This window comes from Dermacoccus sp. MPR-E5 (genome assembly GCF_058809565.1).
In genome coordinates, this window is record NZ_JBXASS010000001.1 from 227,923 (window position 1) to 253,228 (window position 25,306).

A 25,306-nucleotide genomic window follows, 5' to 3' on the forward strand; every position below is an offset into this window, starting at 1 on the left:
TTCTTGCGCGATCGGGGTAGCGTTTTCCACATGAACGCCGACCCGCGCGCTGCCCTCGAAGCCCTCACACTCGCTTTCGAACGTCACCTCGAGGCGTGCTCAGCGCGTCGCGGTGACGACGACCCCGCCGTCATCGCGGCATCCGACGCCCTGGCCGACGCGTTCGAGACCTACGACGACGCGTTGCTCAACGCGTTCAACGAGATGACGCCGCTCGTCCTGCTCGACGACGACGATTTCGATGATGATGACTTCGACGACGACGATTTCGATGACGACTTCGACGACGAGGACGAGGACGACGATGACCTCGACGATGCTGACGACGAGACGAGCGGCGACGAAAAGCACCGCTCTGCGCGCGGCCGCGGCTGAGGCGAACGCCCCATTGGGCCGAACGCTCGGCCACGGGGGCCGAGCGTTCTGACGACCAAGGCCGCCCGCCGTCAGGCGCCGGCGACCTCGTCGAGCGCCACGACGATCTCGCGCGGCACACTCAGCTCGCCGGCGCGCAGCGCGACACGCAGTTGAGCCGCGGTGCGAGACCCCGCGACGACGGCGTCGATGCCGGGCGCGTGCAACGACCAGGCGAGGGCCAGTTCGGCGGGGTGGACGCCGAGGCCGTCGGCCGCCGTCGCGAGTGATTCGACGACGGCGCGCGTCGTCTCACGTGAGGCTCCGCTCGCCACGAGATCGCCGGAGGCGCGACGCGAATCGGCCGGCGTGCCGTGGCGGTACTTGCCCGTCAGCACGCCGCGCGCGAGCCCGGCGCCCGCGATGACGCCGTAGCCGCGCGCCGCGGCGGCTTCGACGACGTCCGTGGCGTCGGCGCGCAGCAGGTGATGTTCCACAGCGTGCGCGACGAGGTGGACGCCGCGCGCCGCGAGCAGGTGACTGACGTCGACCGCGCGCCAGGCGGGCACGTCACTCAGGCCGACGTCGCTCGCCCGGCCCGTCGTGACGGCCCACTCGAGTGCCGAGGCGACCTCGACGCTCGGGGTGACGCCGTCGTCACCTTCGACGAGCCACAGGTCGACGTGCTCGGTGCCAAGACGCTCCAGCGTCGCATCGAGCGCGGCCATGAGGCCGGCGCGGGAGGTGTCCGGGCCCGGGGCGAAGGGGAGCGCTCCGTGACGGCCGTTGCGCGCGACGAGCTGGTACTCCTCGCGCCGGCGGCCCTCGAGGGCCTCACGCAGCCGCACCTCGGCGGCGCCCGCGTCGACGTCGTTCGTCTCGAACGTGTGCCCGCCGGCAGCGAGGTAGGTGCTCGCCATCTCCTGCGCGCTCTCCACCGTCACGCCGCGGGCCCACCCGGAAACGCCGAGCACGAACGCGCTGACACGCGTCCCGCTGCCGTTGAGCACGCGCGTCGGCACCCGCGGCGCCGCGTCACCGATGTGGCGAACCACCATCACAACCATCCAGACTTCTTGAACGCGCGCCACAGCAGCACGCCGATCGTCGCGAGCACGGCGATCATCAGGTAGTACCCGTAGTAGAACTCGTACCCACCGCCGCGGCCGCCGAAGTGCACGGACGCCTCCAGCTCCGGCACCGAGTGGAAGTTCGTGCCGTAGATGCCGGCGAGCATCGTCGGCACCGTCGCGATGGCGACCCACGCCGAAATCTTGCGCATGTCGTTGTTCTGCTGCACGCCGACCTGCGACAGGTACGCCGACAGCACGTCCGACAGCAACCGATCGTAGGTCTCGATGTGCTCGCTGACGAGTTGCAGGTGATCGAGCACGTCACGGAAGAACGGCGCGAACCCCTCGTCGACGAACGACGACGCGACGAGGCGCCGCGTCGGCTCGATGAGCGGCTGCACAGCCCACCGCGCCTCGAGCAGTTCGCGCTTCAGTTCGTAGATGTCGCTGACGTCCGTCGTCACGCTCGGCGTGAACACCTGATGCTCGATCGCGAGGACGTCGTCGCTCAGCTCCTCGTCGATGGCGAGGTACTTGTCGACGACCGCGTCCATGACCGAGTAGATGACCGCGACGGGGCCCTTCTCCAGCAGCCTCGGGTCGTGCTCCAACGCGGTGCGCACCGTCTCCAGCGGCGTCGGCTCACCGCGCCTGACGGTGACGACGAAGCGGTCGCCGACGAACACCATGAGTTCGCCGGTCTCGACGTCGGACGTCGCCTCGATGTAGCGCAACGTGCGCATGACGAGGAACGCCATGCCGTCGTAGACCTCGAACTTGGGGCGTTGCCCACCGCCGAGAGCGTCCTCGACCGCGAGGGGGTGCAGGCCGAACTCCGTGGCGATGAGCGAGAACTCGCCGGCCGTCGGATCCTTCAACCCGACCCACAGGAAGCCGTCGTCGTGCTCGCGCAGATCGGCGAGCCCGGCGTGCAGGTCGCCGCAGTCGATGCGCTTGCCGCCGCGATAGACGGCCTGGTCGATGATCACCGTCGTATTCTGCGCTACCGCGCTGCCCGCGCCGTGGCGCGACACGGGTCATGGACGGCCGGGCCGGTAGCCTGGCTTCGTGGCCACCATCATCCTGCTGCGGCACGGGCGCACGAGCGCCAACGCCTCCGGCGTCCTCGCCGGTTGGAGCCCCGACGTCCATCTCGACGAGCTGGGGCGCGCCCAGGCCGACGCCGCCGCCGCGGCGATCAGCGCCTGCTGCACGCCTGAGCGCATCGTCGCCTCGCCGCTCGTGCGCTGCCAGGAGACGGCGGACGCCCTGCGCGCGGCGAGCGGCGCCGCTGTCGAGACCGACGACGCCGTCGGCGAGTGCCGCTACGGCGCCTGGACGGGGCGCAAGCTCAGCGACCTCGCCGGCGAGGAGCTGTGGAAGCAGGTGCAGGAACACCCGTCGCAGGTGACGTTCCCGCCGAGCCCGCAGTTCGAGCACGAGTCGATGCTCGCCATGCAGCGACGCGCCGTCGACGCCGTGCGCGCCCTCGCGCGCGAGCTGGACGAACGCAGCAACGACGAGCAGGGCGGTTCGGGCGTGGGCGTCGTCGTCAGCCACGGGGACGTCATCAAGTCGGTGCTGTCGGACGCGCTCGGTCAGCACCTCGACGACTTCCAGCGCATCGTCCTCGCACCCGCGTCGATGAGCGTCATCCGCTTCGTCGGCGATCGCCCCTTCGTCCTCGCGATGAACGTGACCTCCGGTGGCCTCGGCGAGGCCGTCGGTCTGGCGCGCTCGACGAGCGCCGAATCCACCGTCGGTGGCGCCACCGGCGCGACGCAGTAGGCTCACGGACATGTCTGTAGTCGAGTTCAACCAGCCCGCGCGCTTCGTGGCGGGCACCGTCGGTGAGCCGGGCTCTCGCGAGTTCTACCTGCAGGTGCGTGACGCGCGCCGCGTCGAGGGCGTCGCCATCGAGAAGCAGCAGGTGGCTCTGCTCGCCGAGCGCCTCGAAGAGCTGCTCGACGAGGTCGGCGCCGACCGCGACGAGCCGGCCACCGCACCCGACAACGACCCGCTCGAACTGCCCGTCGACCCGCTGTTCCGCGTCGGCAGCATGAGCGTCAGCTGGAATCCGATGGAGCGCGTCTTCGCGCTCGAGTGCCACGACCTCGACGCCGAGATGGACCAGGACGATGACGGCGCCGCGATCACCGCCATCACGGGCCTGCGCGTCGTGCTCGCCCCGCCCGCCGCGCGCGAGTTCACGCGTCGTTCGCTCGCGCTCGTCGCGCAGGGCCGCCGTCCCTGCCCGCTGTGCAACGAGCCGCTCGACCCGCGCGGCCACGTCTGCCCCCGCGCGAACGGGTACCGACGCCGGTGAGCGAGACGCGCGACGTCACCTCCCGACCACTCGAGCTCGGCACGCCCGAACTGAGCGAGCTCGAGTGGCAGATCGAGGGTCGCCTCGTCGACGCCTCCAACGTCGTCGTGCGGTTGATGACGGCGACGGGGGAGCGCGCCGTGTTCAAACCCGTGCGTGGTGAACAACCGTTGCGCGACTTCCGGTCGGGGACGCTCGCGCACCGCGAGGTCGCGACCTACCTCGTCGCCGCCGCGGCCGGCATGCGCTGCGTTCCGGAGACGACGTGGCACGTCGACCCGCAGCTCGGCGAGGGATCCCTGCAGCGCTGGGTCGGACCGCTCGAACCGGCCGAGCAGGACCAGGTGGCGTTGCTCGACGAGGACGAGCTGACTGACGACGTGCACGCGATCGCCGCGTTCGACACCGACGAGGGCCCCCTCGTGCTCGCTCACCACGACGGTGACCCACTACGCGACGTCGCGCTGCTGGACGTGCTGACGAACAACGCCGACCGCAAGGGTTCTCACCTCATCGAGGACACATCGGGCGGGGGAGACATGCAGCTCTACGCCATCGATCACGGCCTGACGTTCCACATCGACGACAAGCTGCGCACCGTCCTGTGGGGCTTCGCCGGTGAACCGTTGAGTGCGGCGCACGACGCGTGCCTCACGGCGCTCCTGGCCGCGCGAGACGGGCTCGGCGCGCAGCTCAGCGCACACCTCGACGATGACGAGGTCGAGGCGTTCTTCGAGCGCGTGGCGGCGCTGCGCACCGCCGGCGTGTTTCCACAGCCGCCGTCCGATCGCTACCCGCTGCCGTGGCCGCCGCTGTAAGAGCCCACGAGGGCCTCGCCGTGACGCGTCCGCCGGGCGGAGGCGTCGGTCGTACCCGTTAGGCTGAGGCGGTGAAATCCTGGTCTCGCCCTGCGCTCAACCCCGTCGCCTCCCCGGCTGGAGCCGACATCGACGTCCGCCTCTTCGACACGGCAGCCGGTGAGATCGTCCCGATCGACCTCGGCGAGCAGGCCGGGCTGTACGTCTGCGGCATCACGCCGTACGACGCGACGCACCTCGGCCACGCGGCCACCTACGTCACCTTCGACATCGCCCAGCGCGTCATGATCGACGCGGGCGCGCAGGTCACCTACGTGCAGAACGTCACCGACGTCGACGACCCACTGCTCGAGCGGGCCGCCCGAGACGGCGTCGACTGGCGTGAGCTCGCGACGAGCGAGATCGAGCTGTTCCACGGCGACATGGAGGCCCTCGGCGTCATCCCGCCGCAGCACTACGTCGGCGTCGTCGAGTCGATGACCTTGCATTCGACCAACGTCGCCCGGCTGCTCGTTCGCGGTCTCGCCTACACCGTCGACGTACCCGCCGCCGAGAACGCGGCTCCCGGCGCGAAGGACGTCTACCTCGACCTCGCGCAGCAGCCGACGTTCGGTTCAGTCTCGCACTGGGACCGTGAGCAGATGTTGGCCGTGTTCGCCGACCGCGGCGGCGACCCCGAGCGTGAGGGCAAGCGCGACGTCTTCGACCCGCTGCTGTGGCGCGCCGAGCGTGAGGGAGAGCCGGCGTGGGACGGCGGCCCCGGCGTCGGACGCGGCCGACCTGGCTGGCACATCGAGTGCACGTCGATCGCGCTCGAGCACCTCGGCAACGGTTTCACGCTGCAGGGCGGCGGCACCGACCTCATCTTCCCGCACCACGAGATGAGCGCCGTGCAGGCCGACGCGCTGACGGGGCAGCCGCCGTTCGCGCACCACTACGCCCACCAGGGCATGGTCGGCTACGACGGCGAGAAGATGAGCAAGAGCAAGGGCAACCTCGTCAAGGTGTCCGTGCTGCGCCGCGAGGGCGTCGACCCGATGGCGATCCGGCTCGTCCTGCTCGACCAGCACTACCGCACCGACTGGGAGTACACCGACGCGCGGCTCGACGCCGCGAAGGAGCGCCTCGCGACGTGGCGACGCGCCATCGAGGCGGATGGCGTCGACGCGACGCCCACGATCGAAGCGGTCCGCCGCGCCCTGCGCAGCGACCTCGACACGCCCGCCGCGCTCGCCGCGATCGACGCCTGGTGTGCAGCCGAGGGCGAAGAAGCCGTCGGCTCCGCGCAGCAGATCCGCGACGTCGTCGACGCCCTGCTCGGGGTCAAGCTGTGACCACGACGATCAGCACGGCCAGCGCCGCGACGATGTTCGTCCTGCTCGAAGGCCCGAGCGACGTCGCAGCCGTCGCGGCCCTCATGGAGCGTGACGGGCTCGCGAGCCCGAACGTCGAACTCGTCAACCTGCAGGGCGCGACGAACGTCGGCCGTGTCCTCGGCGAGATCCGGCAGATCCGATCCGACGCCGACGTCGTCGGGCTCTGCGACGCCGCCGACACCCGCGCGGCCGAGAAGGCGCTCGCCGACGACGGGCTGCCCGTGCTCGACGCGAGCGACCTGCCCGTCTATGGCTTCTTCGTCTGCGAACCCGACCTCGAGGGGGAACTGATCCGCGCGCTCGGCGCGGAGCGTGCGAAGGCCGCCATCGAGGGCGCGGGTCTCGGCAGCAAGTTCGATGCGCTGCGCACGCAGGCCGCGTGGGCCGACGAACCGCTCGCGGATCAGCTGCGCCGGTTCGCGCGCGCCGCGTCCGGTCGCAAGGAGAACGCGGCCGCTGTGCTGGCCGCGGCGCTCGGCGCCGACGAGGTGCCCGAGCCGCTCGCGATGCTGCTCGACCGGATCAGGTACGCCTGAGCGCAGCTGCCTCCGGGAGCCCTTCGAGCGCGGTCATGACGTCGACGCATCGAAAGCCCAGCGCGGCTTTGCGCGCGAGGATGGCGGTGTTCGTCTCGGCGCAGTAGGTCTGGGCCCATTGCGTCGCGCTCGCCTGCGGAAGTGACTGCAGGTGCTCGAGATTGACGACCTTGAGCGCCCGCGCGACGCCCGCATGACGGCAGGAACGGTCGACGAGCGTGTCGTCCTGCAACGCCATCTGCGGGGCGTCGCTCGCCAGCAGGATCTGCGTGTACCCGGCCGTCCGGCCGTCGAGCCAGGCGAGGGTGCGCACGAGCAGGTACCCCTCCCTCGGCGTGACGCTCGTCCCCGCGGCGGCGGGCATCGCCGTCACGCTTGCCGGGCAGGGTGAGGCCGCCGAGCGGGACGTCGTCGGCCATCTGAGGGCCGAACCGCGTCGTCGCGCCTGCGAGCGCACCCCGACCGTCACCTCAGCGGGCTCGCCTGCCTCCTGTTCGATGAGTGCGGCGCCGACGATCTCGACACCTCGTCGCGCGACGAATCCGTGCAGCAGGTGCCCCGGTTCGTGCGAAGATGAGGCTCGTCTGCGCCTGCGCGATGCCCGGCATGCCGGTGAGCCGGTCGAGGACGAAGTCGCGCAGGGCGTGGGGCGACTCGGCGCACACATGGATGAGGAAGTCGTTCTCACCCGCCACGTGGTAGGCGGCGATGACGCCGGGGACGGTGACGATCGCTGCGCGGAAGGCGTCCATCTGCTCACGTCGATGCCCGGCGAACCGGACGGCGACCATCGCCTCCATGGCGCGCCCCAGCCGGGCGAGGTCGACGTCCGCGTGGACACCGGCGAGAACGCCCTGCTCGCGCAGCGTGCGCACGCGGATGCTGCACGTCGACTCGGGCAGGCCGATGCGGCGCGCCAGCTCGGCGTTCGGCATGCGTCCCTCTGCGAGGAGCAGTTCGACGATGCGACGGTCGGTGGCGTCGGGTTGCCACGATGGCCGGTAGCGGGTGCGACGATTCCCCCGTTCGGCGGGGGAGCGCGGTGCACTACTCGAAGGTTTCACCGTGTGCTCGCTTCGTCGTGAGGTTTCTTCAGCCAGATGGACAGCGGATGCTGTGTCCTTCCATTCTTCCTGTGTGACAGATCACATGAAATCACTCGCCACCGCCGCCGTCCACGCCGGGCGTGACGACCTCACCGCCCTCGGTGTGCACGTGCCGAGCCTCGATGCGTCGACGACGTACCCGCTGCCCAGCATCGAGCGCGGCGGCGACTCGTACGAGGTGCTCGCGACGGGCGGGCACCCCGTCGTCGACGGCTCCCTCGTGTACCAGCGCCTGTGGAACCCGAACGTCGACCGGTTCGAGCGCGCCGTCGCGCAGCTCGAGGACGCTGACGAGGCCGTCGCGTTCGCGACCGGCATGGCCGCCATCAGCGCAGTGCTACTCGCGGCCGTCGCGGCGGGCACCCCGCACGTCGTCGCCGTCCGCCCGCTGTACGGCGGCACCGATCACCTGCTCGCACCGGCCTGCTCGGCACACGGGTGACGTGGGCGGGCGTCGACGAGATCGCCGACGCGATCGAGGCCGACACGGGCCTGGTCGTCCTCGAGTCTCCCGGCAACCCGACGCTCGACCTCGTCGACATCGCGGCCGTCGTGCGCGCCGCGGGCGACGTGCCCGTCATGGTCGACAACACGTTCGCCACGCCCGTGCTGCAGCAAACGCTCGCGCTCGGTGCGACGTTGAGCGTGCATTCGGCGACGAAGTTCATGGGTGGTCACGGCGACCTCATGGGCGGCGTCGTCGCGTGTGACGAGGCGTGGGCGTCGCGGCTGCGTCAGGTGCGCGCCATCACGGGGGCGCTGTTGTCGCCCTCGAACGCGTACGGGTTGCACCGTGGGCTGCAGACGCTGCCGATTCGGGTCAAGGCGCAGCAGGAAGGCGCGCGCGCCGTCGCCGAGTGGCTGCTGACGCGCGGCGAGGTGGACGCCGTCATGTGGCCGGGGTTGCCGCAGTTCGACGCCGACGGCGTCGCGGCCCGTCAGATGGCCGGGCCCGGTTCGGTGCTCGCGTTCGGCATGGCCGGCGGTTTTGATGCGGCCGCCGCCGTGACGTCGGCCTGCCGCCTCATCGTGCACGCCGTCTCGCTCGGGGGAGTCGACACGCTCATCCAGCACCCGGCAGCCCTGACGCACCGTCCCGTGGAGGGGGACGCGAAGCCGTCACAGTCGGTGCTGCGCCTGTCCGTGGGCCTCGAAGACCCCGCCGACCTCATCGCCGACCTCAGCCAGGCCTTCGACGCGGTGCATCAGCGCGGTTGAGCGTGTATCGCTACCGGTGGCGGTCACCGCGCTGCGGTGGCCGCCATCGTCCGGGCCGGATGACGCGTGACGCGGCTCAGGTCCTGCACACGCCTGGCGTCAAACCCGATCTCGTCGAGGTCTTCAGCGGCACCCAGCGCCGCCGTCTGCGCGCGATCTGCGCGCGGGCTCATGCGCCGACGCCCCCGCGGGGTTCAGCACGCAGCTCCAGACCCAGCGCGTCGAGGACGGCCGTGAGCTTGTCGAGTCGCACCGTGGCCTTGTTCTGCTCGAGCGAGCGGACGAAGCGTTCGGAGACATCAGCCAGTTCGGCAAGCTCCATCTGGCCGAGGCCGAGGCTGCGCCGCCTCGCTCGCACGTCCTGAACAGGCTCATGCACCCTTCATCGGAACGATCGTGCCGTCAGAGCACTCGTCCTGGGCCGATTCGACCCGAAGCGACACGATCGTTCCGCTTTGAGATTGAACACACTGGTCGCGCCAACACCGGCACGATCCGACGAGGACCCCTGCTGCCGTCGTCGCGAGAAACTCGGCACGATCATGCCGCTCACGCCAGCCGTTCCGACGGCCCGTCAGACCGTGTCGCCCCCAGGGCCCTGCTCCCCGCGGCGGCTGTCGCCGTCCCGCCGGCGCAGGAATTGCTCGAACTGTTCGGCGATGGCGTCACCGGAGGCCTCTGGCAGTTCGGTGACGTCCATCGAGTGCTCGAGCGTGTCGACGTAGGAGGTCATGTCGCCGTCCTGCGCGACGAGTTCGCTGACGCCACGCTCCCAGGCCCGCGCCTGCTCCTCGAGATCGCCCTCGGGCAGCGCGACGTCGAGCAGTCTCGACAACCCCTGCACCATCGTCCACGTCACCTTCGGCTGCGGGCTGCCCAGTGCGTACTGCGGCATGACGACCCACTGCGCGATCGTCGTCACCTCCGATCGCCCGAGCGCGTCGATGAGAATGCCGACGATGCCCGCCGGGCCGACGTACGTCGGCGTCTTCGCGTCATACGCCTCACGCGTCGCCGGCTGCGGCGACGTCAGCGTGACAGGCAGCGGCCGCGTGTGCGGCGTGTCCCCACCGAGCGCACCGCACACGACGACGCGCGCCGGCTCGCTCGCATGGATGGCGTCGAGCAGTTCGGCGAGAAACGCCTTCCACCGGAACGACGGCTCGATGCCCTTGACGATGAGCACGTCGCCCACGGCTTCGAGTCGCGTGTGGAAGATCTCCGTCGTGCGCCAGATGACGCGGCGCTCGCCGTCGACGACGTCGATGCGCGGTTGGTTGACCTGGAAGTCGTAGTAGTCCTCCGGGTCGACGTCGGCCCACAGGCGCGCGCCGGTGGCCTTGACGAGGTGATCCATCGCGTCGAACGCGGCGCCGGTGACGTCGTTCCAGCCCTGGAAGGCGACGAGGACGGTCGGTGGGGTCGACGTGGTGAGGTCGAAGTGACGACGCACAGCGTGTCTCCTTCTGCAGGTCGTGAGAGTGGATCGGGCGCGCGGCGACGATGCGGCGAGGGCCTGACATTCCAGTATGCGGCCAACGGCGTGCACGCTCCAAGGCGGGGCGACGCCGCTCGATAGCATGATGCGACATCCACCCGCCCTCGAAGGGACGTCACGTGAGCAGCCGCTCCAAGGCAACCGACCCGACCACGACCGACCACGACGCCCGCCGCGACGCAGGCGGGGATCGCAGCGAGGAGCTGGCCGCGCTCATGCGTGAGCGAATCCTCGTCATGGACGGCGCGATGGGCACGATGATCCAGCGGCACGGGTTGAGTGAGGACGACTACCGCGGTGAGCGATTCGCCGACTGGCCGAGCGACCTCAAGGGCAACAACGACCTGCTGTCACTGACGCAGCCCGACATCATCGAGGGCATCCACCGCGAGTACCTCGAGGCCGGCGCTGACATCGTCGAGACGAACACGTTCAACGCGCAGCGCATCTCATTGGCTGATTACGACATGTCCGAGTTCGCGTACGAATTCAACGTCGAATCCGCGAAACTCGCTCGCACTGCTGCCGATTCGGTGACCACCGGGGCGCGTCCGAGGTTCGTGGCCGGCGCGATCGGCCCGACGAACCGCACGGCGTCGATCTCACCGGACGTCAACGACCCGGGCGCGCGCAACGTCAGCTTCGACGACCTCGTCGGCGCCTACCTCGAGCAGGCCCGCGGCCTGGCCGACGGCGGCGTCGACCTCATGCTCATCGAGACGATCTTTGACACGCTCAACGCGAAGGCCGCGATCTTCGCGCTGGAGCAGCTGTTCGAGGAACGCGGGCGGCGCTGGCCCGTCATCATCTCCGGCACGATCACCGACGCCTCCGGCCGCACCCTGTCGGGGCAGACGGGCGAGGCGTTCTGGAACTCGGTGCGTCACGCGCGCCCGCTCGCCGTCGGACTCAACTGCGCGCTCGGCGCCGACGAGATGCGCCCCTACGTCGCCGACCTCTCGCGCATCGCCGACTGTTTCGTCTCCTGCTACCCGAACGCCGGCCTGCCCAACGCGTTCGGCGAGTACGACGAGACACCCGAGGCGATGACGCAGACCGTCGCCGCATTCGCGGGCGACGGCCTCGTCAACCTCGTCGGCGGATGCTGCGGCACCTCGCCCGATCACATCGGGGCGATCGCCGACGCGGTCGCCGCCACGGCCCCGCGCAGCGTGCCCGACGTCGCGCCCGCCCTGCGCCTGTCCGGGCTCGAGCCGTTCACCGTCGACGAGGATTCGCTGTTCGTCAACGTCGGTGAGCGCACGAACATCACCGGTTCGGCGCGCTTCCGCAAGCTCATCAAGGACGGCGACTACGCGACGGCGCTGTCCGTCGCCCGTCAGCAGGTCGAGAACGGCGCGCAGATCATCGACGTCAACATGGACGAGGGCATGATCGACGGCGTCGCCGCGATGGATCGCTTCTGCAAGCTCATCGCCTCCGAACCCGACATCTGCCGCGTCCCGGTCATGGTCGACTCCTCGAAGTGGGAGGTCATCGAGGCCGGGCTGAAGTGCATCCAGGGCAAGTCGATCGTCAACTCGATCTCGATGAAGGAGGGCGTCGAACCGTTCATCGAGCACGCCCGGCTGTGCAAGCGCTACGGCGCGGCGATCGTCGTCATGGCGTTCGACGAGGACGGCCAGGCCGACACCCTCGAGCGGCGCAAGACGATCACGAAGCGGGCCTACGACATCCTCACCGGCCCCGACGTCGACTTCCCGGCCGAGGACATCATCTTCGACCCGAACATCTTCGCGATCGGCACGGGCATCGAGGAGCACGCCAACTACGGCGTCGACTTCATCGAGGGCACGCGATGGATCAAGGCGAACCTGCCCGGCGCCCTCGTCAGCGGTGGCGTGTCGAACGTGTCGTTCAGCTTCCGCGGCAACAACCCGGTGCGCGAGGCGATCCACGCCGTCTTCCTCTACCACGCGGTCGCCGCGGGGATGGACATGGGCATCGTCAACGCCGGCGCGCTCGTCGTCTACGACGAGATCGACCCCGAACTGCGCGAGCTGATCGAGGACGTCGTCCTCAACCGGCGCGCCGACGCGACCGAGCGGCTGCTCGAGGCCGCCGAACAGTACAACTCGAGCGGTGAGCAGGCGGAAGCGAAGACGGAACAGTGGCGCGAACTGCCGGTGCGCGAACGCATCACGCATGCGCTCGTCAAGGGCATCGACGACCACGTCGAAGCCGACACCGAGCAGATGCGCGCCGAGCTGGAGGCCGAGGGCAAGCGTCCGCTCGAGGTGATCGAGGGCCCGCTCATGGACGGCATGGGCGTCGTCGGTGACCTGTTCGGCGCCGGCAAGATGTTCCTGCCGCAGGTCGTGAAGTCGGCGCGCGTCATGAAGAAGGCCGTCGCCTACCTCATCCCGTTCATCGAGGCGGAGAAGGAAGCGAGCGGCGTCACGAGCAAGCAGACGAACGGCACCGTCGTGCTCGCCACCGTCAAGGGCGACGTGCACGACATCGGCAAGAACATCGTCGGCGTCGTGCTGCAGTGCAACAACTACGAGGTGATCGACCTCGGCGTCATGGTCGCTCCGCAGAAGATCCTCGACGCTGCGCGCGAGCACGACGCCGACATCATCGGGCTGTCGGGCCTCATCACGCCGTCGCTCGACGAGATGGTGCACCTGGCCTCTGAGATGCAGCGTCAGGGCTTCACTCAGCCGCTGCTCATCGGCGGCGCGACGACGTCGCGTGCGCACACGGCCGTCAAGATCGACGGGCGCTACGACGAGCCCGTCGTGTGGGTGAAGGACGCCTCGCGCTCGGTTCCGGTCGTCGCTGCGCTGTTGTCGACGGGGGAGCGACGCGAGGCGTTGCTCGCCGACGTCGTCGCCGACTACGACGCGTTGCGCGCCCGACACGCGGCCAAGCGCGACGAGCGTCCGTTGCTGACGCTCGACGAGGCGCGGGCCAACGTCACCGAGATGGACTGGGCTGCAGGCGTTCCCGACGCTCCGGCCCTTGCCGTCGACGGCGCCCCCGTGACGAGGGTGTTCACCGACTACCCGGTGAGCGAGCTGCGTGAGTACATCGACTGGCAGCCGTTCTTCGCCGCCTGGGAGATGAAGGGGCGCTTCCCCGACATCCTGAGCAACCCCGCGCAGGGCGAGGCGGCGCGCAAGCTGTACGACGACGCGCAGACGATGCTCGACCGCATCAGTGACGAGGGCTGGTTGCACCCGGCGGGTGTCATCGGGTTCTGGCCGGCGCAGGCCGACGGTGACGACACCGTGCTGTTCGGCGACGCGTCGCGTTCGGCCGAGGTGGCGCGCCTGCACCACCTGCGTCAGCAGGGCACGCACCGTGACGGCGTGCCGAACCGCTCGCTCGCCGACTTCGTCGCCCCTACGGGTGCGGCCGACGACTGGGTCGGTGCGTTCGCCGTGACGGCTGGGACGGAGCTGCCGGAGCGGATCCGCGCGTTCAAGGACGACCTCGACGACTACTCGGCGATCCTGCTGGAGGCCCTCGCCGACCGCCTCGCGGAGGCGTTCGCCGAGCGGCTGCACGAGCGTGTGCGTCGCGAGTTCTGGGGTTACGAGGCGGGGGAGAAGCTGTCGAACGACGAACTCATCAGGGAGCGCTACCAGGGCATCCGTCCCGCGCCCGGCTACCCGGCGTGCCCCGAGCACACCGAGAAGGACACGCTGTTCGACCTGCTCGACGTGACCGCGTCGATCGGGGTCGAACTGACCGAGTCGCGGGCGATGTGGCCCGGCGCGTCCGTGAGCGGGTGGTACTTCGCGCATCCGCAGGCGCAGTATTTCGTCGTCGGGCGGATCGGGCGCGATCAGGTCGCCGACTACGCTGAGCGCAAGGGATGGACGATGGCCGAGGCCGAGCGCCACCTGGCCCCCAACCTCGGATACGACCCGGAGGACTGACGCGTGAACCCGACGCCGCACCTGAACCATCTCGACGCCCACCTCGACGCGCTCGACGCATCGAGATCCATGGGCGCGGCGCATGGTTCGCATGCCCCCCGCGCGATCCTGTGGGACATGGACGGCACCGTCATCGACACCGAGCCGTACTGGATGGAGGCCGAGCGCGGCCTGATCGAGTCGTACGGGGCGTCGTGGAGCGAGGAGCAGGCGTTCCAGCTCGTCGGCAACGCGCTGCCCGTCACGGGTCGGATGATCAAGGATCAGACGGGTATTCCGTTGACGCCGGACGAGATCGTCGACATCCTGCTCGAGCAGGTCATCGAGAAGCTGAAGCAGCACGTGCCGTGGCGCCCCGGCGCGCAGGAGCTGCTGCTCGCCGCCCACGAGGCGGGGATGCCGTGCGCGCTCGTCACGATGTCGTACGAGTCGTTCGCGCGGGTGCTCGTCGACGCGCTGCCGGCCGGGACGTTCGAGGTCGTCGTCACCGGTGACATGGTGAGCGCGGGCAAACCGGACCCGGAGGCGTACGTGCGGGCCGCGGCAGAGCTGGGCCTGCGCCCGGATCAGTGCGTCGCGATCGAGGATTCGGCGACGGGCGTGCGCTCGGCCGTCGCGGCCGGCGTCCCCACGCTCGCCGTGCCGCATCTCGTCGAGATTCCGCAGCTCGACGGTCTCGTCGTCGTCCCCGACCTCGCCACCGTCAGCCTCGACGACCTGCCGCGTCTGGCGGAGCAAGCTCGCGCGACGCGCTGATGCTCGAGCCGGCCCGGCAGGCCGTGGCACCGGCGAATGTGACCGAAAATCGCAGATGGGTACGCCGTTCGCGAATGTGGACGTAGATCGCAGATGGGGCGGAGACAGGAGTCGGTGAGGGGCGGAGTCGAGTTGCTCCACCCCTCACCGTTGCGAACCCGTCAGTCCTGGGGCGTGGGGGTTGCCAGGGCGTGGGCGGTGTCGGGTTCGACGTAGACGCTGCGCCCGAGCTCGACGAACGTCTTCGACATCTGCTGCATGCCCTCGCGCGCCTCGCTCTCGCTGACGACGCGCTGCTGGGCGCCGGCGTCGCCGAAGCGGTCGCGCACGTCCTGGCTGATGCGCATCGAGCAGAACTTCGGCCCGCACATCGAGCAGAAGTGTGCTGTCTTCGCGGCCTCGGCGGGCAGCGATTCGTCGTGGAACTCGCGCGCGGTGTCGGGGTCGAGCGACAGGTTGAACTGGTCGTTCCAACGGAACTCGAAGCGCGCCTTGCTCAACGCGTCGTCCCACGCTCGCGCGCCGGGGTGGCGCTTCGCGACGTCCGCGGCGTGCGCCGCGAGCTTGTACGTGATGACGCCGGTCTTGACGTCATCACGGTTCGGCAGGCCGAGGTGCTCCTTCGGCGTGACGTAGCACAGCATCGCGGTGCCACCCATCGCGATCGTCGTCGCGCCGATGGCGGAAGTGATGTGGTCGTAGCCGGGTGCGACGTCGGTGACGAGCGGGCCGAGCGTGTAGAACGGCGCGCCGTCACACCACTCCTGCTGCAGGCGCACGTTCTCCTCGACGAGGTCGAGCGGCACGTGCCCGGGGCCCTCGACCATGACCTGGACGTCGAACTGCCATGCCCGCTTCGTCAGCTCGGCGAGGGTGCGCAGCTCGGAAAGCTGCGCCTCGTCGTTGGCGTCGGCGGTGCAGCCAGGGCGCAGGCCGTCACCGAGGGAGAAGGCGACGTCGTAGCGGGCGAAGATCTCGCACAGCTCGTCGAAGTGGGTGTAGAGGAAGTTCTCCTCGTGGTGCGCGAGACACCAGCCGGCCATGATCGAGCCACCGCGGCTGACGATGCCCGTGATGCGCTCGGCCGTCATCGGCACGTAGCGCAGCAGCACGCCGGCGTGGATCGTCATGTAGTCGACGCCCTGCTCGCACTGCTCGATGACGGTGTCGCGGAAGATCTCCCACGTCAGCTTGTCGGCCTCACCGTTGACCTTCTCGAGGGCCTGGTAGATCGGCACGGTGCCGATCGGGACGGGGGAGTTGCGGATGATCCACTCGCGCGTCGTGTGGATGTCGTCACCGGTCGACAGGTCCATGACGGTGTCGGCGCCCCACGTCGTCGCCCACGTCAGCTTGTCGACCTCCTCGGCGATCGACGACGTCACGGCCGAGTTTCCGATGTTCGCGTTGACCTTGACGAGGAAGCGACGCCCGATGATCATCGGCTCGCTCTCCGGATGGTTGACGTTGGCGGGGATGATCGCGCGTCCCGCGGCGACCTCGTCGCACACGAGTTCGACGGCGCAGTTCTCGCGGGCGGCGACGAATCGCATCTCGGGGGTGATCAATCCCTTGCGGGCGTAGTGCATCTGGGTGACGACGGCACCGTCCTTGGAGCGCAGCGGTGCGCGACGTTCGCCGCGCCACTCGTGGCTCGCCTCGCCGCGTCGGACGGCCGAGCGGCCGTCGTCGAGCAGGGTGCGTTCGCGGCCGGCGTAGGTCTCGACGTCGTCGCGCTCGGCGATCCACTCGGCGCGCAGCGGCGGCAGTCCGACCTCGGGGTCACTGCCCGGGCCGGAGGTGTCGTACAGCTCGACGGGGGCGTTGGCCGCGCCGGTGCCGGGGGAGTTGTCGAGGATGACCTCGGTGTAGGGCACGCGCAGGCCGTCCGCGTCGCGGTACTGCTTGCGGCGAGCGTCCGATCCGTCAGCGGGGGTGGTTGCGCGCGTCTGAACGGGGGCCGACGCCGGCGACGTGGCTGCTCGGTCGGTGGAGGCCGCGAGGTCGCGGGAGTTGAACGTCGTCATGATGGTGCCTCCTTCGGATCGGACGAAGGCACGGCAAGACCCCACGCAGCAGGCGTCGACGAACGTCGGCACCGAACGGAGGATGAGCGACCATGAGGTCTCCTTGGCTGCCTGCGCCGGCATGATCCGGGTCAGGTCGGGTAGCGGTCGGAGCAGTATCAGCTCCCTCTCAGCCCTGTTCTCAGGACTCCCACGAAGGACGCTTCCGACTATGGCACATCCCCGCAGACGAACGTGACGGAGGGGTCCGTCAGGTTCGTGACGAACCTGACGGACCCCTCCGGTCACGAGTCGTGCTCAGCGGCGCAACATCTCTTCCATCGTCGGCACCGCGACGAACGGATCGCGCGCCCGATTGCGCGTCTCGGCAAGCGTACGAACCGATTTCGACGATGTTCTCGGCGCTTCCCCATCCTTGGACACGCGCGCGTCAGAACCGCCGTTCACCGCCACGTCTGCTCCGCCGAGCACGCGCTCTAGCTGCTGCGTCAACTCACCGGCGGCCTCGCTCGCCCGCGCTTCCAGGCCTCGCCCGGCCCAGTCGTCGGGCGCGGCGTAGACCGCCGTCGGCATGACGAGCGCCTTCATGTACGCGAACAGCGGTCGCAAGGCGGTGTCCGTCACCAGTGAGTGTCGGGCGGAACCGCCCGTCGCGCCGACGATGACGGGCACGCCGCTCAGCACGCCGCCCGCAGTCGCATCCCAGAACGACTTGAACAAGCCCGTGAAGCTCGCCTTGTACGTCGGCGTCACCGCGACCACGGCGTCGGCCGCGCCCAGCACCTCGTAGGCGTCCGCGAGCGCCGGGGGAGCGAACCCCGTCAACGACGCCGTCGTGATGTCGTGCGCCAGCGCCCGCAGGTCGATCCGCTCGACGACGACCTCGCTGCCCTGCTCCCGCGCACTCTCGACAACCGCGTCGCTCAGCAGCTGGGCGAGACGATGCGTCGACGATTCCTCACTCAACCCGCCGCTGATCACGGCGAGGCGTGCCGTCCAGTTCATCATCGTGTTCTCCTTCGTCTCGTTGCTCTGAGTTTGGGCGTAACGCCGCCGCCGGCGTCGCCCGCCCGGCCCGGTCAGCCGAGTTGTCGACGAACCGGGCTGATGCTCAACGGTCTTCGGCGCGCGTTCCCGTCACGTCGTCGGTCTTCGGAGCACGCGGCACACCTGTCTCGACGCCGCCCATCTGACCGGCGTCAGCCGAGGGCGTGTCGGTCGTCTGGGCAGCGCGCGCAGCGAGCAGGCTGGCATGCGTCGGGGCGTCAGGTACGCCGGCGGCGCGTCGGACGTCCATCTCGGCGCGCAGCTGCGGCACGACCTTCGTGCCGAGCAGCTCGATCTGGTGCATGACCTCGGCGTGCGGCAACCCGGCGTGGTCGATGAGGAACAGCTGACGCTGGTAGTCACCGACGTAGTCGCGGAAGCCGAGCGTGGCCTCGACGACCTCGTCCGGCGTGCCGACCGTCAGCGGCGTCTGACGCGTGTAGTCCTCCAACGAACCTGCCCCGCCGTAGACCGGCGCGTGATCGAAGTAGGGGCGGAACGTCTCCATCGCCTTCGCCTTCGACTCGGCCATGAACACCTGCCCACCGAGGCCGACGATCGCGTCCTGCGCCCGGCCGTGACCGTAGTGCTCGAAGCGCTCCCGGTAGAACTGCACCATCTGCGCAGCGTGCTGCGGCGGCCAGAAGATGTGGTTGTGGAAGAAACCGTCACCGTAGTAGGCGGCCTGCTCCGCGATCTCGGGGCTGCGGATCGAGCCGTGCCAGACGAACGGCGCGATGTCGTCGAGCGGGCGCGGCGTCGAGGTGAAACCCTGCAGCGGTGTGCGGAACTTGCCCTCCCACGTCACGTTCTCCTCGTTCCACAGGCGGCGAAGCAGCGCGTAGTTCTCGATGGCGAGCGGGATGCCGTCGCGGATGTCCTTGCCGAACCACGGGTAGACCGGGCCGGTGTTGCCGCGCCCCAGCATGAGGTCGACGCGGCCGCCGGCGAGATGCTGCGCGTAGGCGTAGTCCTCGGCGATGCGCACCGGGTCCGTCGTCGTGATGAGCGTCGTCGACGTCGACAGGATGATGTTCTTCGTCACCACCGCGAGGTTCGCCATCAGCACGGCCGGGTTGGCCGGTGCGACGAACGGCGGGTTGTGGTGCTGGCCCGTGGCGAAGACGTCGAGGCCCACCTCGTCGGCGAGCTTCGCCATCTCGACGGTGTTCGCGATGCGCTCGTGCTCGCTGACGGTGCGCCCTGTCGTCGGGTTCGTCGTGACGTCACCGACGGTGAAGATGCCGAACTGCATGAGGGCCTCCCTTGATCCATGCATTCATGTAGTTGAAAATGCAACTACTTGCGGAACGGGACGGCGCGGCCGGTTATTCCAGCTGCGCCCCCGGTGACCCTGGCCCTGCGCGGCCCAACCGCGACTCCCGTACCCATCTGCGATTTTCGTCCACATTCGATGGACGTTGGTGAATGAGCGGTTGTCGTCAGCCTCGTCGCGGGGGCGGGCGCAGTGCAGGAGGCGATAGATGCCCGCAACGCGTCACTCGGACGGTGGTTGCCGCTTCGACGACCGGCCCGAACGGTCATCCTTCAGTCGTCATCGACGTCTCCGAGGTCGCCGGTGGTGCGGGGATCGAGCGCGAGACGCGCCGCGTGTTCGGGCAGCGGCGGGGGAGTGCCGCCCCATTCCGGGCAGAGCGCCTTGTGATCGCACCACGAGCACAAGCGCGACTTCTTGGGCCGCCAGTCACCCGTCTGAGCACAGCGCTCGATCGCGCGCCACAGCGCCTTGAGCTTGCGTTCGAGCGCGAGCAGGTCGGCCTCGTCGGGTTGATAACGCAGGAACTGACTGTTGCCCAGGTAGACGAGTTGCAGCATGAGCGGCATGACGCCCCGCGTGCGCCAGATGACGAGCGCGTAGAACTTCATCTGGAACAACGCCTTGCCCTCGAACAGCTCCGACGGCGACCGTCCCGTCTTGTAGTCGACGACGCGGATCTGCCCGCCGGAAGCGACGTCGAGGCGGTCGATGTACCCGCGCAGCGTGAGCCCGTCGAGGTCGGCCTCGACGTAGAGCTCGCGCTCGGCGGGTTCGAGGAACTGCGGGTTCTCCATCGCGAACCACTTCTCGACGAGCTTCTCCGCATCACGCAGCCACGTCGCGAGATCGTGCGGTGTGCTGCCCGCGAGTTCGGCCAGCTCCGGTTCGTCGGTGAGCATGTCCTCCCAGGCATGGGGGACGAGGTCGAGCGCCCGCTCGAGCGTGCGCTTCGGGGCGTCGACGTCGAAGATGCGCTCGAGCACCGAATGGACGAGCGTCCCCCGCGACGCTGCCGCACTCGGCGACTCCGGCAGCTTGTCGATGACGCGGAAGCGATAGAGCAGGGGGCACTGCATGAAGTCGGAGGCGCGCGACGGAGACAACGAAGCGGGCATCCGAGGAGTCTAAGGCCCACATAGTCTTGGGGCATGCCCGAGCCAACACCCGGCCTCAAGATCGCCTCGCTGCGCGGCGTGCCCGTCTACATCGGACGCACGTGGCCGATCATCGCCGTCATCATCGTCGCGATCTTCGGCCCGCAGGTCGCCTCGCTGCACCCCGAATGGGGTTTCGGCGCGTACGTCGTCGGCATCGGGTACGCGTTGTTGCTGCTGCTCAGCGTGCTCGTCCACGAGGCGGCGCACGCCCTCGTCGCACAGGCTTGCCACTACCGCGTCACGCACATCGTCGCCGACCTCATGGGCGGCCACACGAGCTACGACACCCCCGACGCGACGCCCGGACGCAGCGCGCTCGTCGCCGCCGTCGGGCCGCTGTCGAACGCGGTGCTCGCGGTGATCGGCTTCCTCGGCCACCGCGCGAGTGACGGCGACGGCGCCGTGCCGCTGCTGCTCGGGGCGTTCGCGTGGAGCAACGCGTTCGTCGCGGCGTTCAACGCGTTGCCCGGTCTGCCGCTCGATGGTGGGTTCCTCGTCGACGCGCTCGTGTGGAAGCTGACGGGCAACCGCGCCACGGGCATGAAGGCCGCCGGCTGGTGCGGACGCGTCGTCGCCATCGGCGTGGCCGCGTGGGCCGTGCTCGGGTTCGTACGCGCGCCCGGCTCGTTGTGGAGCCTCGTGTGGCTGCTGTTCATCGCCTCGTTCCTCTGGCGCGGCGCGAGCGTCGCCGTCAACGTCGGCATCAACCGCGAGTTCCTCGGCGGCATCCGAGTCGCCGACGTCATGCGCCCCGCCGTCGCCGTCCCCGCGAGCACGCCCGTCGCGGCGCTGCCGGAGACGGGCGACACGATCGTCCTCATCGACGCAGACGGCGCCGCGAGCGCCCTCGTCGCGCCCGGTGCGCACGTGCGGGTGCCCGTGGATCAGCGCCCGCACGTGCCCGCGAGCGCCCTCGGCGAGGCCCTGCTGCCGCATGCGGGCGCCGTCATCTCCTCACCGCAGGACGACGTGATGGCGATCCTGCCCGCGTTCGAGGGCGATCCGACGCCGGGTGTCGTCACCGTCAGCATGCCGGTGGAAGGGCAGCCCGCAGCTGCCGACGACCCGGTCGCGCTGCGACTGGTCGGCATCGCGACGCTCGCCGACCTCGAGCGTGCGATGCAGCGTCACGCACACGAGAGCGGCACCATGCCGCGGGGCGCCTAGACTTGCTCCCCATGAGCGAGAGCGATCAGACCCCCGCCCCGTCGACCGGCGCCGAGTACCGCCGCGGCCCCTTCCGGGAGGGCGAGCGCATCCAGCTCACCGACCCCAAGGGGCGCATGCACACGATCACGCTGACGCCCGGCAAGCAGTTCCACACCCACCGCGGTCACATCAAGCATGACGACCTCATCGGTTCGCACGATGCGGTGACGGTGACGAACACGGCGGGCGTCGAGTACCTCGCGGTGCGTCCGCTGCTGAGCGACTACGTCATGTCGATGCCGCGCGGCGCGGCCGTCGTCTATCCGAAGGACGCCGGGCAGATCGTCACGATGGCCGACATCTTCCCCGGCGCACGCGTCGTCGAAGCGGGCGTCGGTTCGGGCGCGTTGTCGATGTCGCTGCTGCGCGCCGTCGGTGAGGACGGGCGCCTGTACTCGTTCGAGCGTCGCGAGGACTTCGCCGCCATCGCCGCGGGCAACGCGCGCGAGTTCTTCGGCGTCGACCACCCGGCGTGGAGCATCACCGTCGGCGACCTGGTCGAGGCGCTGCCGCAGACCGTCGAGTCGGGCACGATCGACCGCGTCGTGCTCGACATGCTCGCGCCCTGGGAGTGCCTCGACGTCGTCCACGAGGCGCTCGCGCCCGGCGGCGTGCTCATCTGTTACGTCGCGACGGCGACACAGTTGTCGCGCGTCGCCGAGGCCGCGCGCGATCACGGCGGCTTCACCGAGCCGAACGCGTGGGAGAGCCTCGTGCGCGGCTGGCACCTCGAAGGCCTTGCCGTGCGCCCCGAGCACCGCATGCACGCCCACACCGGCTTCCTCATCTCCACGCGCCGCCTCGCCGACGGCGTCGCCGCGCCGCTCGTCAAGCGCCGCCCTGCCAAGGGTGCCTACGGTGACGACGGCGCTCCCGCCAGCGCCCCGGAGCCCACGCCCGACGACGCGTGGACACCCGAAGCCGTCGGCGAACGCCCCGTCTCCGACAAGAAGATGCGCAAGCTCGTGCGCTCGTTCGAGAACACCCCGACGGCACAGGCGCTCGCAGGCGATGACATCGCACGCGCCCCTGAGTCGGCGGCGCCAGCGGGCTCTGACGACGCTTCGGTGGCGCAGGCGAGCGCCGGCTCGGCCGCCGATGCGGAGACGTCCGTCGCTGCTGAACCGGACGCTGCAGCAGAGAACGCCGAGGCGCCCGTCGCAACCGATCAGGACTGACGCGAGGGTCGTCTCAGACGTCGTCATCGAGGCACGAGCCAGCCATCAGCGCCTCGTCGAACGAGCACGATCCACACGGGTCGTGCTCTTTCGTCGTCGCGGGTGTGCGCAGGTCGATAGGGTGGAACGAGTGGCTGCTCGGGCCGCGCTTCGGTGCGCACGAGAAGCCGGACGGCTCTGACGAGCACCCCGAAGGCGAAGGAAACGGTGATGAGCGGCCCGAAGTTCGACCCGACGGACCGGACGTCGTCCTCGAACGACATGTCATCAGGCGCGACGTCGCCCGCCGACGTCCTGCGGCTGCGTTCGCAGTTGACGACGGTGTCGTCGCAGAACGAGCGTCTCGTGCGCACGCTCAAGGATGCGCGCGACCAGATCGCGTCGATGAAGGGTGAGATCGAACGTCTCGCGCAGCCGCCGAACAACTACGCCACCGTCATCGCCGCGCATGACGACGGCAGCGCCGACATCTTCTACATGGGCCGCAAGATGCTCGTGTCGTTCTCGCCCGCGATCACGATCGAGGAGCTCGTGCCCGGCCAGGAGGTCATGGTCAACGAGGCCATGAACATCGTCAGGGTCGTCGGGTTCGAGCGCGCAGGCGAGACCGTCACGCTCAAGGAGACGCTCGAGGACGGCCGCCTGCTCGTCGCGACGGGCAACGACGAGGAACGTGTCGTCCGTACCGCCGGGCCGCTCGCGGACGTGACGGTGCGTCCCGGCGACACGCTGCTCATGGAGGCCAAGAGCGGTTTCGTGCTCGAACGGCTGACGCGCGCAGAGGTCTCCGACCTCGGGCTCGAGGAGGTGCCCGACATCGACTACTCCGACATCGGGGGTCTCGCCGGGCAGATCGAGACGATCCGCGACTCCGTCGAGTTGCCGTTCCTGCACGCCGATCTGTACGCCGAGCACCACCTGCGTCCACCGAAGGGCGTGCTGCTCTATGGCCCGCCTGGGTGTGGAAAGACGTTGGTGGCCAAGGCGGTTGCCGCGTCGCTCGCGAAGCAGGTCGCGGCGAAGCAGGGCAACTCGGATGCGACGAGCTACTTCCTCAACATCAAGGGCCCGGAGCTGCTCAACAAGTACGTCGGCGAGACGGAGCGTCACATCCGCGTGCTGTTCCAGCGCGCGCGTGAGGTCGCGAGTTCGGGCACGCCCGTCGTCGTGTTCTTCGACGAGATGGAGTCACTGTTCCGCATCCGTGGCGCCGGCGTCAGTTCGGACGTCGAGACGACGATCGTGCCGCAGCTGCTCGCCGAGATCGACGGCGTCGAGAGCCTCGAGAACGTCATCGTCATCGGCGCGAGCAACCGCGAGGACATGATCGACCCGGCCGTCCTGCGCCCGGGGCGCCTCGACGTCAAGATCCGCATCGAACGCCCCGACGAGGTCGCCGGGCGCGACATCTTCGGCAAGTATCTGACGCCGGCCCTGCCGTTCCACGCCGACGAGATCGCCGCGTACGACGGCGATCCGTCGAAGGTTGCGGCGTCGCTCATCGACATCGCTGCGGGGGAGTTGTATGCCCGCGACGACGCGCACGCCTACCTCGAGGCGACGTACGCGGACGGTTCGCGCGAGGTGCTGTACTTCGCCGACTTCGCGAGCGGAGCGATGATCCAGAACATCGTCGACCGCGCGAAGAAGGCCGCGATCAAGGCCCTCATTACCTCCGGCGAGCGCGGTATTCGCGCGGAGCACGTGCGTCAGGCGTGCCGTGACGAGTTCCGCGAGAACGAGGATCTGCCCGGCACGAGCAACCCCGACGACTGGGCCCGCGTGTCCGGTCGCCGCGGTGAGCGCATCGTCAACATCCGCACGCTCGCGGACAAGAACTGACTCACGCGTCGCCACGGGTCAGTCCCGCAGCACCTCGACGAGCCGCGCGACGCCGCGTTCCAGTTCGGCTTCGTCGGGCGCCATGCGGGCGAGGGCGCGAGGTGCCGCATCGCTGCGGCGATTCCCGAACGGGGAGCCGGATCAAGCGCGACGACGTTCCAGCACGCGCGCGACGAGACGCCAGCCGAGCATGCACGCGCCGTTGAACGCCAGCGCGACGATGACGAACGCGACGGCCGTGCCGTGCCCGGAGACCTGACGCAGGATCATTCCGACGACGACCGTCGTCAGCCACACGATCACTCCCGACGTCAGCGAGCGCCCCGGCAATCGCTTCATGACGACGAGGACGATCCACCCGACGATCGCTCCCACGACGAACGGCCACGCCGTCGTCACGATGCCGGTGAGGGCGTCGGCCTCGCCGTGGTTGCGCCGTCCGACGGCGGCGAAGACGAGGACGACGAGCAGGTCGAGAAGCGGCGCGAGAGCAAGCATGACCCCACCGTATCCGCCGATCTTGCCCGGGTTTCGCAGCGCAGACGCCGCGGAACCCGGACAACATCGACTATATTTATTGTCAATTCAATAGTCGTCG

23 protein-coding genes and 1 pseudogene are annotated in these 25,306 nt (G+C 69.5%); 12 read left to right on the forward strand and 12 right to left on the reverse strand.

Annotated features, from left to right (window positions below):
* The first annotated feature begins 30 nt into the window (after positions 1-30).
* A complete protein-coding gene (locus tag AC1RS9_RS00970) occupies positions 31-375 on the forward strand; it encodes a hypothetical protein (RefSeq protein WP_006945469.1) in 345 nt (114 codons plus the stop codon).
* Positions 376-446: 71 nt separating this feature from the next.
* Here the strand turns inward: AC1RS9_RS00970 and AC1RS9_RS00975 are convergent, their stop codons facing one another.
* Together AC1RS9_RS00975 and AC1RS9_RS00980 are read right to left on the reverse strand one after the other, a co-directional pair.
* Positions 447-1,421, reverse strand: a complete 975-nt coding sequence (locus AC1RS9_RS00975) for an aldo/keto reductase (protein WP_473957301.1) — start codon at positions 1,419-1,421, stop codon at positions 447-449.
* On the reverse strand, positions 1,412-2,416 hold the full coding sequence (locus AC1RS9_RS00980) for a magnesium and cobalt transport protein CorA (RefSeq protein ID WP_006947278.1): 1,005 nt from the start codon (positions 2,414-2,416) through the stop codon (positions 1,412-1,414). Before AC1RS9_RS00980 ends, AC1RS9_RS00975 begins: the two co-directional genes overlap by 10 nt.
* 79 nt (positions 2,417-2,495) lie before the next feature.
* Between AC1RS9_RS00980 and AC1RS9_RS00985 the strand changes: the two genes are divergently transcribed.
* The 5 genes from AC1RS9_RS00985 to AC1RS9_RS01005 all read left to right on the forward strand — a co-directional run bounded on the left by AC1RS9_RS00985 (position 2,496) and on the right by AC1RS9_RS01005 (position 6,483).
* The gene (locus AC1RS9_RS00985; RefSeq protein ID WP_006947223.1) at positions 2,496-3,215 is read left to right on the forward strand and encodes an MSMEG_4193 family putative phosphomutase; all 720 of its coding nucleotides are present in this window, start codon (positions 2,496-2,498) and stop codon (positions 3,213-3,215) included.
* Positions 3,216-3,225: 10 nt separating this feature from the next.
* Entirely contained in the window at positions 3,226-3,753 is a 528-nt protein-coding gene (locus AC1RS9_RS00990) for a DUF3090 family protein (RefSeq protein ID WP_006947252.1), read from the forward strand.
* Positions 3,750-4,571 carry an SCO1664 family protein gene (locus AC1RS9_RS00995; protein WP_006947217.1) on the forward strand — a complete coding sequence of 274 codons (822 nt, stop codon included), beginning with the start codon at positions 3,750-3,752 and terminating at the stop codon, positions 4,569-4,571. The genes AC1RS9_RS00990 and AC1RS9_RS00995 overlap by 4 nt, the downstream gene beginning before the upstream one ends.
* 71 nt (positions 4,572-4,642) lie before the next feature.
* The gene (gene mshC, locus AC1RS9_RS01000; RefSeq protein ID WP_492920218.1) at positions 4,643-5,905 is read left to right on the forward strand and encodes a cysteine--1-D-myo-inosityl 2-amino-2-deoxy-alpha-D-glucopyranoside ligase; all 1,263 of its coding nucleotides are present in this window, start codon (positions 4,643-4,645) and stop codon (positions 5,903-5,905) included.
* Positions 5,902-6,483: a hypothetical protein gene (locus AC1RS9_RS01005; protein ID WP_241724521.1), complete on the forward strand. Its 582-nt coding sequence runs from the start codon at positions 5,902-5,904 to the stop codon at positions 6,481-6,483. Before mshC ends, AC1RS9_RS01005 begins: the two co-directional genes overlap by 4 nt.
* On the opposite strand, the gene AC1RS9_RS01010 is transcribed toward AC1RS9_RS01005, so the two are convergent.
* Complete coding sequence (locus AC1RS9_RS01010; RefSeq protein WP_492920220.1) at positions 6,470-6,847, reverse strand: hypothetical protein; 378 nt, start codon at positions 6,845-6,847, stop codon at positions 6,470-6,472. The two genes, AC1RS9_RS01005 and AC1RS9_RS01010, sit on opposite strands and share 14 nt — an antisense overlap.
* 106 nt (positions 6,848-6,953) lie before the next feature.
* Positions 6,954-7,547, reverse strand: a complete 594-nt coding sequence (locus AC1RS9_RS01015; RefSeq protein WP_492920223.1) for an Lrp/AsnC family transcriptional regulator — start codon at positions 7,545-7,547, stop codon at positions 6,954-6,956.
* A gap of 85 nt (positions 7,548-7,632) precedes the next feature.
* Between AC1RS9_RS01015 and AC1RS9_RS01020 the strand changes: the two are divergent.
* Positions 7,633-8,807: pseudogene (locus AC1RS9_RS01020) on the forward strand (trans-sulfuration enzyme family protein).
* A gap of 23 nt (positions 8,808-8,830) precedes the next feature.
* Here the strand turns inward: AC1RS9_RS01020 and AC1RS9_RS01025 are convergent.
* From AC1RS9_RS01025 to AC1RS9_RS01035, 3 genes are all read right to left on the reverse strand, one after another.
* Positions 8,831-8,980 (reverse strand): hypothetical protein, encoded by a 150-nt coding sequence (locus AC1RS9_RS01025; RefSeq protein ID WP_160126205.1) that lies wholly within the window; start codon positions 8,978-8,980, stop codon positions 8,831-8,833.
* Positions 8,977-9,186 (reverse strand): type II toxin-antitoxin system Y4mF family antitoxin, encoded by a 210-nt coding sequence (locus AC1RS9_RS01030; protein ID WP_040015113.1) that lies wholly within the window; start codon positions 9,184-9,186, stop codon positions 8,977-8,979. Before AC1RS9_RS01030 ends, AC1RS9_RS01025 begins: the two co-directional genes overlap by 4 nt.
* Before the next feature lie 195 nt (positions 9,187-9,381).
* A complete protein-coding gene (locus AC1RS9_RS01035; RefSeq protein WP_492920226.1) occupies positions 9,382-10,260 on the reverse strand; it encodes a proteasome assembly chaperone family protein in 879 nt (292 codons plus the stop codon).
* Between the two features lie 164 nt (positions 10,261-10,424).
* Here AC1RS9_RS01035 and metH point away from each other — a divergent pair, with 164 nt between their 5' ends.
* A complete protein-coding gene (gene metH, locus AC1RS9_RS01040; RefSeq protein WP_006947305.1) occupies positions 10,425-14,213 on the forward strand; it encodes a methionine synthase in 3,789 nt (1,262 codons plus the stop codon).
* Positions 14,214-14,216: 3 nt separating this feature from the next.
* Entirely contained in the window at positions 14,217-14,969 is a 753-nt protein-coding gene (locus AC1RS9_RS01045; protein WP_136788365.1) for an HAD family hydrolase, read from the forward strand.
* Positions 14,970-15,130: 161 nt separating this feature from the next.
* Here the strand turns inward: AC1RS9_RS01045 and thiC are convergent, their stop codons facing one another.
* The 4 genes from thiC to AC1RS9_RS01065 all read right to left on the reverse strand — a co-directional run bounded on the left by thiC (position 15,131) and on the right by AC1RS9_RS01065 (position 20,437).
* Complete coding sequence (gene thiC / locus AC1RS9_RS01050) at positions 15,131-16,996, reverse strand: phosphomethylpyrimidine synthase ThiC (protein WP_136788364.1); 1,866 nt, start codon at positions 16,994-16,996, stop codon at positions 15,131-15,133.
* A gap of 297 nt (positions 16,997-17,293) precedes the next feature.
* Entirely contained in the window at positions 17,294-18,004 is a 711-nt protein-coding gene (locus AC1RS9_RS01055; protein WP_492920229.1) for a CE1759 family FMN reductase, read from the reverse strand.
* Positions 18,005-18,107: 103 nt separating this feature from the next.
* Positions 18,108-19,298: a CE1758 family FMN-dependent luciferase-like monooxygenase gene (locus tag AC1RS9_RS01060; protein ID WP_074039298.1), complete on the reverse strand. Its 1,191-nt coding sequence runs from the start codon at positions 19,296-19,298 to the stop codon at positions 18,108-18,110.
* Between the two features lie 293 nt (positions 19,299-19,591).
* Entirely contained in the window at positions 19,592-20,437 is an 846-nt protein-coding gene (locus tag AC1RS9_RS01065) for a RecB family exonuclease (RefSeq protein ID WP_074039296.1), read from the reverse strand.
* A 33-nt stretch (positions 20,438-20,470) separates the two neighbouring features.
* Between AC1RS9_RS01065 and AC1RS9_RS01070 the strand changes: the two genes are divergently transcribed.
* The 3 genes from AC1RS9_RS01070 to arc all read left to right on the forward strand — a co-directional run bounded on the left by AC1RS9_RS01070 (position 20,471) and on the right by arc (position 24,708).
* Positions 20,471-21,646, forward strand: a complete 1,176-nt coding sequence (locus AC1RS9_RS01070; RefSeq protein WP_144694035.1) for a site-2 protease family protein — start codon at positions 20,471-20,473, stop codon at positions 21,644-21,646.
* Between the two features lie 11 nt (positions 21,647-21,657).
* Positions 21,658-22,866: a tRNA (adenine-N1)-methyltransferase gene (locus tag AC1RS9_RS01075; protein ID WP_144694033.1), complete on the forward strand. Its 1,209-nt coding sequence runs from the start codon at positions 21,658-21,660 to the stop codon at positions 22,864-22,866.
* Positions 22,867-23,076: 210 nt separating this feature from the next.
* Positions 23,077-24,708: a proteasome ATPase gene (arc, locus tag AC1RS9_RS01080; protein ID WP_144694031.1), complete on the forward strand. Its 1,632-nt coding sequence runs from the start codon at positions 23,077-23,079 to the stop codon at positions 24,706-24,708.
* 141 nt (positions 24,709-24,849) lie between these two features.
* Here the strand turns inward: arc and AC1RS9_RS01085 are convergent, their stop codons facing one another.
* The gene (locus tag AC1RS9_RS01085) at positions 24,850-25,206 is read right to left on the reverse strand and encodes a DUF3054 domain-containing protein (protein WP_144694029.1); all 357 of its coding nucleotides are present in this window, start codon (positions 25,204-25,206) and stop codon (positions 24,850-24,852) included.
* Positions 25,207-25,306 lie beyond the last annotated feature (100 nt).